Genomic DNA, 11,713 nt, shown 5'->3' with positions numbered 1-11,713 from the left:
CCGCAGGCAGTGAGGCAAATCACTGTTCTTTGGCGAAATGTTGCATTGTGGGCGGCGATGCCGGCGGAGCGCGCGAACGTCAGGCGGCGGCGTGCTGGATCGCATACAGCAGTACGGGTTCGGCGTGACCGGGCATCACGACCTGGCGTTCGAACACCAGGCCGAGCTTGCTCAGCACGCGTGCCGAGCCAAGGTTGGCGGGCACGACCATGCCGACGATACGCGTGAGCCGCAGGTGGGCGAAGCCGTGGCCGATGACGGCATGACCGGCTTCGGTGGCATAGCCGCGGCCCCAGCAATCGGGCAGGAAGCGATAGCCGATATCGATCTCGCCGCCCAGGTCGGGAACGACTTTCAAGCCGCACCAGCCGACCAGGCGACCGCTGTCGCGCTCAATCACGCCAAGGCGGCCGTGGCCATGCCGGCAATAGTCGGCGAGAGGCTTGTCGCGCAGCAGTGCACGGACTTCATCGAGCGAAGTACGCACCGGTTCGCCGACATGGCGCAGGATGTCCGCATCGCTGACCAGCGGCCAGTACGCTGGTGCGTCGTCTAGCGTCAACGGCCGCAGCAGCAATCGCTGCGTGCGCAGGCTGTCGATCTCGCCGGGAGTCTGCAGAACCTCGAACATGCCGCGTCATTGCCGTCGGGTGGAAGGAGCAGGACGCCCATTCCACCCGATTGTATGCAGCGAATCCAGAGCGCCGAACGGTGCTAGAAGGAAACCAGTCGCGGGAACAGGCCGATCAGTCCGACCACGATGAGATAGATCGCCACGACGTAGTTGAGCAGGCGGGGCTGGATCAGGATCAGGATGCCAGCGATCAGGGCGAGTAGCGCGGAAACATTCACGACCATTGCAGACACTCCGTTGTTGGGCCAGATGCGGCCTGAAGTGTAGCGGGCGGGCGTGTAGGTGCCGTGTTCGCCGCGGCCAACCGGCGGCCGCGGCGAAGACCCTGTCAGGCCAGGTTCAAGGCCGCGGCCAGGCGTGCGCCGTAGTCCGCGTCGGCCTGGGCGAAATGCGCTACCGCGCGACGCTGGATGGCTGCATCGACACCGGCGATATGCCGCGCGATGTTGCCGATCAGTGCCTGCTTCTGCGTTTCGTCCATCAGCCGGTACAGCGCACCGGGCTGGCTGTAGTAGTCGCTGTCTTCGCGATGGTCGTAGCGCGCGACAGTGCCGCCGAAGGCTTCGTGCAGCAGCGGCTCGGCCAGGGCCGGATTGTCGCGCGGACCGTCGCGGCCGTTGGGTTCGTAGTTCGGATCGGTACCGCCGTTGTCGTCGCTGCGCATGGCGCCGTCGCGATGGGCGCTGTGGAACGGACAGCGCGGCTTGTTCACCGGCAGCAGGCCGTGATTGACGCCGAGGCGGTAGCGCTGGGTATCGCCGTAGGAGAACAGGCGGCCCTGCAGCATGCGGTCGGGTGAGAAGCCGATGCCGGGCACCACGTTGGCCGGATTGAAGGCCGACTGCTCGACTTCGGCGAAATAATTGTCCGGGTTGCGGTTGAGTTCGAGGATGCCGACGTCGATCAGCGGGTAGTCGGCGTGCGGCCAGACCTTGGTCAGGTCGAAGGGGTTGATGCGATAGGTTGCTGCATCGGCTTCGGACATGATCTGCACGCGCACGTTCCAGCTGGGGAATTCGCCGCGCTCGATGGCGGCGAACAGGTCGCGCTGTGCGCTTTCGCGATCACCGCCGACCACGGCGGCTGCTTCCGCGTCGGTGAAATTGACCACGCCCTGGCGCGACTTGAAATGGAACTTGACCCAGAAGCGCTCGTTCGCCGCATTCAGAAAGCTGTAGGTGTGCGAGCCGAAGCCGTGCATCTGGCGATAGTTGCGCGGCAGGCCGCGGTCGCTCATGAGGATGGTGACCTGATGCAGCGATTCCGGATGGCGCGTCCAGAAATCCCAGGCTGAGGTGGCATTGCGCAGGTTGGTGATCGGGTCGCGCTTCTGCGTGTGAATGAAATCGGGAAATTTCAACGGATCGCGGATGAAGAATACCGGCGTGTTGTTGCCGACCAGATCCCAGTTGCCTTCCTCGGTATAGAACTTCAGCGCGAAGCCGCGCACGTCGCGTTCCGCATCCGCCGCGCCGCGTTCGCCGGCGACGGTGGAAAAGCGCAGGAATACCGGCGTTTCCTTGCCGACCGCGGAAAATACGCTGGCCTTGGTGAAGCGGCTGATGTCATGGGTGATGCGCAAGGTGCCGTAGGCGGCAGAGCCCTTGGCATGCACGACGCGTTCCGGAATGCGCTCGCGGTCGAAATGGGCGAGCTTTTCGATCAGCCAGAAATCCTGCAGCGTGGCCGGGCCGCGCGGGCCGGCGGTTTCGCTGTTCTGGTTGTCGGCGATGGGGCGGCCGGCGGCGGTAGTGAGGGTCTTGCTGCTCATGGCGTCTGCTCGTGGGCGGGGGACGCGGCAAGACTAGGTCTGCATGGGTGATAGGGCAAATCGATTGGGCAGATGGAAGCGATAGGCTTTCGCTATGCGAGTAAAGATATTTATTTAAAAATGTAATTGTGTGAACGGGTTGGGGTAAGCCGCAGGCGCCTCCGACATCGAGGTGGTTCCGCAACAAAAACCCCCTGCCGAAGGAACGCCCTTGCCGGTGTTCCGGCGAAACGAAGACTTCTTCGGCATCGGTTCTTTGCTGGTTTGATACCTCGAGGTCGGAGCGCGCCTGCGGCTTGTCCCGACCTACTTTGAATGTCCGACAAGTCGCCTTGTTCAGCTGGCGAGAGTCAGCGCCGATTCGCGTGCCTGCCGCCGGCGCCGGCGGGCTTTCATCACATACGGCTCGACGAACAGCCAGATGCCGCTGAGGGTGGCCAGCAGCAGGCCGAAGGCGCTGGTCGCAAACCAGCCGAACTTGATGCCGTCGCCGAACCATGAGCCGTCGTGCAAGGCTTCGATGGTGTCCGAGCGCCGCAGCTCCACTTGCAGCAGCTGGCCGCTGCCCGCGTCGAACTGGGCTTCCTGGCCATTCTTGCCGATCAGCTTGATCAGTCCCTTGGACGGGCGCAGTTCCAGCCGCTCCACGTCTTTCCAGCTGCTTACCCCCAGTTGCGGACTGGCCTGGGCCGCGGCCAGCAGCACGGGCCATTCGGCGATGGGCAGGGCCAGCTCGCGCTTTTGCTCCGGCGGCTGTACCCAGGGCAGCGATTTCTTGAACTGCAGCAGCAGGCCGGTGACCGAGATAAGGGCCATGGGCAGGGCCAGCCAGACGGACAGCCAGTAGTGAACCTTGCGATTGAGATAGCCGGCGCGCATGCGGAAAAGCTTTGGCGGAGTGCGGTTCCTGACTATGCCCGGCTTGAGGCGGCTGTTCATCGGCCTGAAGAACCATGCTTGGCATGGGTCTGCAGGCTTATGTCTTTAGTTGGGGGCGCGATCGGAACGCCGTATGCCCGACGTTCCGATTTTTGGCACGAAACACCATCCGCATCCAACCCTGCGGCCGTTAGGCGTTCAGCACGATGCGCGAACCGTCGGTTCCACCCATCGTCTTTCAACGGCCTGCAGGGGAGGGCTCAAGCGGGATGTCGAGTCAATGGCAAACCCCGCGCAAGGCCAGCATGCGGCCTTGCGCGCACTGCCGAGCGGATGACTGGTCGTTCAATCCTCTTCATGCCGCGGTTTATACGAATCCACCAAGTGCTTTTGTACCTGGGCCGGCACGATTTCGTAGTGGCTGAATTCGATTGCATAGCGGCCGCGGCCGCCGGTGAGGGATTTGAGTTCGGTCTGGTAGTCGGTCACCTCGGCCAGCGGCACCTGCGCCTTGATGATGATTTCGCCGCCGCGCAGCGAATCGGTGCCGCTGATGCGGGCACGCTTGCTGGCCAGTCCGCCGGTCACGTCGCCCATGTGGTTGTCGGGTACGAAGACTTCGAGGTTGACCACGGGCTCCAGCAGCGTGGGCCTCGCCTTGGCGATGGCGTCGAGGAAGGCTTTCTTGCCGGCGGCGACGAAGGCGACTTCCTTGGAGTCTACCGGATGGTATTTGCCGTCGTAGACGGTGACGCGTACGTCCTGCATCTGGTAGCCGGCGACCGCGCCATGGTCGAGCACCTGGCGCACGCCTTTTTCCACGGCCGGCAGGAACTGGCCCGGAATGGTGCCGCCCTTGACCGCGTCGACGAATTCGAAGCCGCCGCCGCGCTCCAGCGGTTCTATGCGCAGGAACACTTCGCCGAACTGGCCGGCGCCGCCGGTCTGTTTCTTGTGGCGGTGGTGGCCTTCGGCCTGGGTGCCGACGGTTTCCCGGTAGGCGATGCGCGGCGGCCGCGATTTCACTTCCACGCCGTAGCGTTCCTTCATGCGCTCGAGCATCAGCTTGAGGTGCAGGTCGGACAGGCCGCGTACCACGGTTTCGTTGAGTTCCTTGTTGTGGTCGACACGGAAGCAGGGATCTTCCTCGCCGAGCTTGGCCAGGGCCGTGGCCAGCTTCTGTTCCTGGCCCTTGTGCGCCGGCTCCACGGCGAGGCCGAACATGGGGACGGGGAATTCCAGCGGCTTGAGGTGGATCTGGTCTTCGTCGTGGGAGTCGTGCAATACCGCATCGAAATGGATTTCGTCGATCTTGGCGACGGCGGCGATGTCGCCGGGTATGGCCTGGTCGATCTCGACGTGGTCCTTGCCCTTGAGCTTGAACAGGTGGCCGACCTTGAACGGCTTTTTGCCGTCGTCGATGAACAGCTGGGTGTCTTTCCTCACCGTGCCCTGGTAGACGCGGAAAATGCTCAGTTTGCCGACAAAGGGATCATTCACGATCTTCCACACGTCGGCGATGACGTGGGCGGCCGGGTCGGGCTGGGCCTCGATCGGCGTGGCATCGGCGCCACTTCCCTTGACGAACGGCGGCGGGTTGCCTTCCTTGGGATTGGGCGCCAGGCGCTCGATCAGTTCCAGCAGCTCCTTGACGCCGGCGCCGGTGCGTGCCGAGACGAAGCAGATCGGCACCAGGTGGCCTTCGCGCAGGCACTGCTCGAACGCGTCGTGCAGTTCTTCGCCGGACAGGCCCTGCTCGCCTTCGTCGAGGTAGTGGCCCATCACGGTCTCGTTGATTTCGACCACCTGGTCGATGATGCGCTGGTGCGCCGCGGCAACGCTGTCGAAGTCGGCCACGCCGTCGGGCTTGAAGAAGCAGTCGACGACGGACTTGCCGCCCTGCGCGGGCAGGTTGATCGGCAGGCACTCGGGGCCGAAGGTTTCGCGCAGCTGCTCCACCAGCGCGCGGCAGTTGCCGCCGTCGATCTTATTGACGACCAGTACGCGGCAGAGGTTGCGCGCCTTGGCGTACTCCATCATGCGGTGGGTCGAGTACTCGATGCCATTGTGTGCATTCACCACAATGGCGCAGGTTTCCACTGCGGCCAGTGCCGACAGGGTAGGCCCGCGGAATTCCGGGTGTCCCGGCGTATCGATGAGGTTGATGTGGCAGTCGCCGCGGTCGATCGAGGCGATCGTGTCGGCGATCGAGTGCTGGCGTTCCTTTTCCATCGGGTCGAAGTCGGACACGGTGCTGCCGCGCTCGACGCTGCCCTGGGTCTGGATCAGGCCGCCTGACTGCAGCAGGGCTTCGAACAGCGTTGTCTTGCCCGCGCTCGCGTGGCCCACGAGCGCGATGTTTCGGATGCCTTCGGTAGTGTAGGACATGACGTAACCCTCCCAACGAGCGTGGAAACAGGGCCGTCATGGTCGTCCGCAAAAGGCGCTATGCCCCGGCAGGCAGCGTGGGGCGGGCGGTCATGGCGGGTACGCAGTCGCGACGGGCGACCACGCCGGGCTAGCCTTGCCCCTTGTCATGCAAGCGTCAAGCTGCATTGCGACAAGCGCGCCACGGCGGGGTGCAAAGCGCAGCCCTGGCGTGATTCGTGCGCGGCGTTGCAGCTTCGTGCGCTGGCGCGGTTCTGTCATCTGCGCGAAAACTGGCTTACATCTGTGCTGCGCACCCTTGCGCCTCCTTTTTTACGGAGACGTCGGGATGGCACTCGGCAAGAGCATGGACAGGCGCGGCTTTCTGCTGCGCGCGATGGCAGCGGCAGGCGTGTTGACGGTAGGCCCGCGCGCGTTCGCCAGCATCAACGAGGCGACGCGGGCGGTACACGGCTGGGAGCGCCTGCGTGCGATGAATCCACAGCTGATCCACGCACTGCGCGCCGGGCTGGAGCCGCCGGACGCGAACGGCATTCGCCTGCCGGCCGGCTTCAGCTCGCGCGTGGTCGCGCGCACCGGCCAGCCGCCGGTGGCGGGCGGCTCGTACAGCTGGCACCGCGCGCCGGACGGCGGCGCGACGTTCGCGACCAGCGACGGCGGCTGGATCTATGTGAGCAATGCGGAAGTCGGCTCGGCCCAGGGCGGCTGCGGCGCGCTGCGCTTCAACGCGGCCGGCGACGTGGTGGATGCGTATTCGATTCTGAGCGGCACCAGCAGCAATTGCGCCGGCGGCGCCACGCCCTGGGGCACCTGGATTTCCTGCGAGGAAACCGACAGCGGGCATAGCTGGGAGTGCGACCCCTACGGCGTACGGCCGGCGGTGAAGCGCGCTGCGCTGGGCACCTTCAAGCACGAGGCGATTGCGGTCGATCCGGTGGCGCAGCGGGTGTACCTGACCGAAGACCAGTCCAGCGGACGTTTCTATCGCTTCACTCCGGCGGCCTATCCGGATTTCGGTACCGGCCTTCTGGAAGTGGCCGAGGCGGTCGGTGCGGACGAGAACGTGCCGCGGGCAGTGACCTGGCACGCCGTGCCCAATCCGAACCCTGATCTGGCCCTGGGCCAGACCGCGACGCGCCTGCAGGTGGCACAAAGCACCGTGTTCAAGGGGGGCGAAGGCATTTATTTCCACAATGGCATCGTGTTCTTCACCACCAAGGGCGACAACCGCGTCTACGCCTACGACACGCGCAGCGGCATGATCGAGATCTTCTACGACGATGCGTGGTTCGCCCAGCCGGAACTCACCGGCGTGGACAATCTGATCGTCGATGCCAAGGGTTTCGTCTACGTAGCCGAGGACGGCGGCAATCTGCAGTTGGTGCTGCTGGCGCCGGAAGGCCAGGTGCTACCGTTCCTGCAGGTGGTCGGCCAGGACAGTTCGGAAATCGCCGGCCCGGCGTTTTCGCCGGACGGTTCGCGCCTGTATTTCTCGTCGCAGCGCGGCACCACCGGCCAGTCCAGCGGCGGCATCACGTACGAGATCAGCGGGCCGTTCTATGCGGGCGACATGATCCTGCAGTCAGGCTTCGAGCCGCGCATCGCGCAATAAAATACGACTGATAAAAAAACCCGCCTTCGGTCGAAGGCGGGCGCAGGGCAGTAACGTAGGGCGCCGATGAGCGCAGCGAATTGCGCCGCCAGGTCCCGCGACGGAGTCGGCGGGAATGCCTCGCGGTGCAATTCGCTGCCGCTCATCGCACCCTGCGGGATGCCGGGTTTCAGTCGAAGCGGCCGCAGAAGATCGAGCACTCGTCTTCGATCGTGACCGATTCGAGGTCGATGACCATGACGTGCTGGCCGCCCTGGCCTTCGGTCACCGACCAGCCAACCTTCTCGAACATACCCGGGCCGAAGGTGCGGTTGATGTTGTTCGGTTCCACCGAGTCGAACAGGTCGCCGCCCGGATTGAACAGTTCGAACTCCATCGATGTGGCGGGGGTGACCAGAGGCGTGTCGAAGATGTGGATGCCGTCGGAACGCGGGTAGTCGTTGGCGAGGCCGTTGGTGGGCGGGAAGGGCACATCGCCCGACAGCGTGTCGCTGGCGCTGCCGGCCTGCAAGCGGAAGCTGGGCAGCACGATCGGGTAGCGCACGAACTTTCCAGTTTCCACTTCGTAGCCTTTCGGCTCCATGCGGAAGCTCATGGTGACGGGCGCGTCGGCGGCCACGCCGGCAAACGGCCCGGCGGCGATGTCGTTCCAGAACACCTTGCCATGGGCTTCGACGATGACCTGCTGCGGCCGCACGTTGTCCAGCTCGATGACGAAGGAATTGACCGCGTTGTCCGGATCGTAGCCCCAGCCGCCGATGACCAGGCCGTCGCCGGAAACCGCGGTCACTGCGTTGAAGCTCCAGCCGTCGGGATAGGTGATGCCGTGCTGGGCCAGGTAGTCGGTCAGGAGGATCATGCCGGTCTGCGGCGTCCACAGCACGGCCTTGCGCTCCGGACCGGCACCGCTGCCGCCGCCGATCAGATTGCCGTCGTCGCTGACGCCGAAGGCATAGGCCTGGTCGAAGAAGCTGCCGGTGCCGATGATGCCGATGGCTTGCAGGCCGGTCGCCGCGGTCCAGCGCCAGGCCTCGTTGCCCATCTTGCCGGCGCCGTTGCCGACGATGCTGCTGCCGTCGCGGTTGGTGCCCAGGGCTTCGCCGACCTGCAGGCCATCGGCGTCGAGGAATTCGCTGATCTTGCCGTCGACCCATTTCACGCCGCGGCGGTAGCCCTCGTCAGTGTCGTTCCAGCCGATCACGACGCGGCCGTCGCGGCTGACCGCATTGGCGCGGGAATAGCTATCCGGATTCAAGCGCGGCAGTTCGCTGATGCCGCTGGCGGCATGCCAGCGGAATGCGACGGCGTTGTTGTCGGCGTTATAGGCCAGGCCGACCACGCTGCCGTCGTCGGCGACGTCGTAGCCCGCGCTGAGCATGCCGTCGACGGACTGTGCGCCGGGCAGGCCGCCGACCAGGATGGGATCGAAGAACTCGGCATTGCTATAGGCAATGGCGGCGACCCAGCTCTGGTTCGCATCCTGCGCCTGGCCGGCCAGCGGCTGGCCCCAGCTGTTCATGCCCTGGATGGCCTGGTAGCGATCGATCAGCACAGCGCCGTTTGCCTTGGTCCAGCGGAAGGCGCCCTGGCCGAAGAAGCTGCCGGCGCCGATGCGGCCGTGTTCGGACAGGCTGATCAATTGACTGCCTGGCTGACCGACGGAATGGAAGGTGCCTGCCAGGCTGGTGCTGGACAGGATCAGGCCGACGAGGCCAGCGATGACACGGACACGCATGCGGTAGACCCTCGATGGTGCGGAAAGAAGGTCTGCCGGAAGGCCGGCGGGGGGCGTGGGGAGGCGGGCCGACCGGCAGACGGCTGCAGTATTGGTGCTGGGCGCACAACTGCTTTCACGCTCCATGCGGCGGCGTTTCACGTTGCCTTACTTTTCCATCACTTTGTTGATTCTGTTTGGGTTTTTTGTACTCGTACGGGGTTCGCCAATGTGATGGCCATCACGTTGCGGCAAGCTCAGTGGATCTGCGCCGGCTGCGGTGGCTGGGTCAGGATGGGGGCGATCGGGCGTTCGCCCGCCAGGCCGCGGGCTTTTTGCAGCGCCTGCTGCCAGGCCGGCAGGTCGCCCTGGGCCCAATACGCCCAGACCTGCAGCAGGGCGCAGCCGAAATCCGCATCGGCCCAGCGCGCGATACGGGCGATCACCGGCGCAGCGGCCTCGCTGTCGCCGGCATCGAGCAGGGCGCCGCCGTAGCTTTGCACTACCAGGGCCAGATCCAGTGCGACGCCGGCCTGGTCGGCCTGATTGAGCAGTTCCGCATAGCGCTGGCGTGCCGGCTCGCGCCGGTTCTGCGCCCAGTCCAGCTCGGCACTGGCCAGGCCGGCGTAAAGCGGCGCGGCGGGGTCGTGCGTGCTGCCGGCCCAGTGCTGGAATTCTTCCAGGCGGCGGCGTGCTTCGTCGAACCGTTCCAGCCCGCGCAGGGCGCGCAGGCGCAGCAGCCAGAGCTGGGCGCGTTCGCGTTCGAACTGTTCTTCGGGCAGGCCTTCCAGGCCGGCGTCGGACAGTTTCAGGGCCAGGGCGGCATCGCCGTCGGCCAGGGCCAGGCGCGCCAGCACGGCATCGGCGCGGGCCTGGGTATCGTTTTCGGCGGGCAGTTCCAGTTCGCGCCGCAGGCCGGCGAGCAGGTTGCGCGCTTCCTGCAGGCGGCCGCACTGGGCCAGCACATCGGCGCGCACCACGGCCATCTGGTGACGCAGGCGCGGGCTGGCACTGCGTGCGGCCAGGCTCCAGAACTCGTCGGCGGTCTGGCTGGCGCCGGCGGTATCGAGCATTTCTGCTTGCGCCCGGGCCAGGCCGATCAGGCTGGTCAGCTGCTCGTTGACGGCGCCGAAGGCGGCAAAGCGCGCCGCGGCGCGGCGCAGGCCGGTCACGGCTTCCGGATAGCGCTTGCGTTCTATGTCGAGAATGCCGAGGTTGGCGTCGACGCGGGCCACGGCGAGTTCGTCGCCGGCCTTTTCCAGCTCGACGCGGGCGTGGGCGAACGTGCCCAGTGCCAGGTCGAAGCGGTGCTGCGCCGCCTGGGTTATCGCCAGGCCGGTATAGGCCTGGCCCAGGGCGCGCGCATCGCCGCGGTTGCGCAGCAGGTTCACCGCTTCGCTGAAGTAGCGCTCGCCCGCGAGCATCTGGTTGCGCCGTATGGCGATGGAGCCCAGTCCGTTGAGTACCTGGCCGCGCAGGCCGGCCTGGGTCTTGGCATCGAGCTTTTGCAGCAGCGGCAACAGGCGCTGGTCGACGCCTTCGTAGTCGCCGGCGCGGAAGTCGATCTGCGAGCGGCGATAGGCCAGCTCCGCATCGTCGGCGCTGGCGGCGACGGCATCGAGTTCGCGCCGGGCCGTGGCCAGATCGTCGGCCAGCAAGGCAGCTTCGGCACGCTGCAAGTGTTCGGCGCGCTGGCTGCCGGCTCGCGGCTCGGCCAGTCCCGCGCCCAGCAACTGTTGCAGCGCCTGTTCGCTGGCCTGCAATACCGTGTCGGCGCGGCCTTCGCCCTGGCGCCGGCTGCCGTCGGTGGCGTAGGCGGCAATGCTGACCTGCCATTGGCCGGCCAGGCGCCGGGCCTGCGGCTGCAGCACTAGGCGCGCGCCGCTGTCGCGGGCAGCTTTCAGGTCGCTTGCCGTGCTGCGTGGCGCGGGCTGGCGGGCCAGCAGCACCAGGGTGGTATCGCTGGGCAGCGCCGCCTGGCCGCTGGCCCGCAGGTGCGAAGCAATGAAATCCATGCCGCCCAGGCGCACCCAGGACCATTCGGCACCTTCGTCCAGTTCGACCGGCAGCACAATCGCGGCGTTGCTGCTCAGGCGCGGCTCGGTGCCGCTGCCGGTGGCAGTGACGGGTTTGTCGGCGCTTAGCCGCCACAGGCCAAGGGCAAGCAGAACCGCAGCGGCCGCGGCGACCAGCCAGGGCCACAGGGGCCGAGGTGACGGCGGCTGGACGGGTGGTGCGGTGCGGGAAGGTGCCCTTTGCGTTGCCGCGGGGGCCGCACCTGCTGCGGCGGGTGGCTCGGGTATCGCCAGCGAAGCCGCCGCCGTTTCGCGGCGAGGCTCGCCGCGTTCGGGCGCTGTCACGACTTCGGTCGGCACTACCCAGCGGTAGCCGAAACGCGGCACCGTACGTACGGCATGCTGTTCGTTGCCGGTGTCGCCGACGGCACGGCGCACGCGCAATATGGTCTGGGCGAGCAAGGTGTCGGACACCTCGGCCTTGCCCCAGACCGCGGCAATCAGTTCGTCGCGGCCGACGGCGCGTTCGCGCCGCTCGACCAGGTAGGCCAGGCAATCGAAGGCACGCGGCGGCAGGGCGACAAGCTCGCCGCTGCGCTGCAATTCGCGGGTGGCGGGGTCAAGGCGGTAGTCGCCGAAGCGGTAGGTCGGGGCAGGCATCGCCGGCAGCGTAGCTTGCCCTTGCCGCGGCGCGCCATGG

At 66.2% G+C, this 11,713-nt stretch carries 8 protein-coding genes; 1 reads left to right on the top strand and 7 read right to left on the bottom strand.

Translation table 11 applies throughout. The annotated features are described in order from the left end of the window. Positions 1-79: 79 nt before the first annotated feature. The 5 genes from DFR29_RS16710 to fusA all read right to left on the bottom strand — a co-directional run bounded on the left by DFR29_RS16710 (position 80) and on the right by fusA (position 5,672). Positions 80-631 carry a GNAT family N-acetyltransferase gene (locus DFR29_RS16710; protein WP_133819750.1) on the bottom strand — a complete coding sequence of 184 codons (552 nt, stop codon included), beginning with the start codon at positions 629-631 and terminating at the stop codon, positions 80-82. An 83-nt stretch (positions 632-714) separates the two neighbouring features. Further along, on the bottom strand, positions 715-858 hold the full coding sequence (locus DFR29_RS16705) for a DUF3096 domain-containing protein (protein WP_133819749.1): 144 nt from the start codon (positions 856-858) through the stop codon (positions 715-717). A gap of 104 nt (positions 859-962) precedes the next feature. Continuing rightward, positions 963-2,405 (bottom strand): catalase, encoded by a 1,443-nt coding sequence (locus DFR29_RS16700; RefSeq protein ID WP_133819748.1) that lies wholly within the window; start codon positions 2,403-2,405, stop codon positions 963-965. A gap of 336 nt (positions 2,406-2,741) precedes the next feature. Beyond that, positions 2,742-3,284: a PepSY domain-containing protein gene (locus DFR29_RS16695; RefSeq protein WP_166654150.1), complete on the bottom strand. Its 543-nt coding sequence runs from the start codon at positions 3,282-3,284 to the stop codon at positions 2,742-2,744. 345 nt (positions 3,285-3,629) lie between these two features. Next, complete coding sequence (gene fusA, locus DFR29_RS16690; RefSeq protein ID WP_133819746.1) at positions 3,630-5,672, bottom strand: elongation factor G; 2,043 nt, start codon at positions 5,670-5,672, stop codon at positions 3,630-3,632. 328 nt (positions 5,673-6,000) lie between these two features. On the opposite strand from fusA, the gene DFR29_RS16685 reads away from it, so the two are divergent. Further along, positions 6,001-7,284 (top strand): alkaline phosphatase PhoX, encoded by a 1,284-nt coding sequence (locus DFR29_RS16685; RefSeq protein WP_208113623.1) that lies wholly within the window; start codon positions 6,001-6,003, stop codon positions 7,282-7,284. Positions 7,285-7,453: 169 nt separating this feature from the next. Here DFR29_RS16685 and DFR29_RS16680 read toward each other — a convergent pair whose 3' ends face one another. Beyond that, positions 7,454-9,019: a hypothetical protein gene (locus DFR29_RS16680; protein WP_166654149.1), complete on the bottom strand. Its 1,566-nt coding sequence runs from the start codon at positions 9,017-9,019 to the stop codon at positions 7,454-7,456. Between the two features lie 236 nt (positions 9,020-9,255). Then, positions 9,256-11,673, bottom strand: coding sequence for a winged helix-turn-helix domain-containing protein (locus DFR29_RS16675; RefSeq protein WP_166654148.1), 2,418 nt, complete (start codon positions 11,671-11,673; stop codon positions 9,256-9,258). Positions 11,674-11,713 lie beyond the last annotated feature (40 nt).

The organism is Tahibacter aquaticus, assembly GCF_004363655.1.
Classification (GTDB): Bacteria; Pseudomonadota; Gammaproteobacteria; order Xanthomonadales; family Rhodanobacteraceae; genus Tahibacter; species Tahibacter aquaticus.
This window is presented reverse-complemented; position numbering and strand designations above follow the sequence as displayed.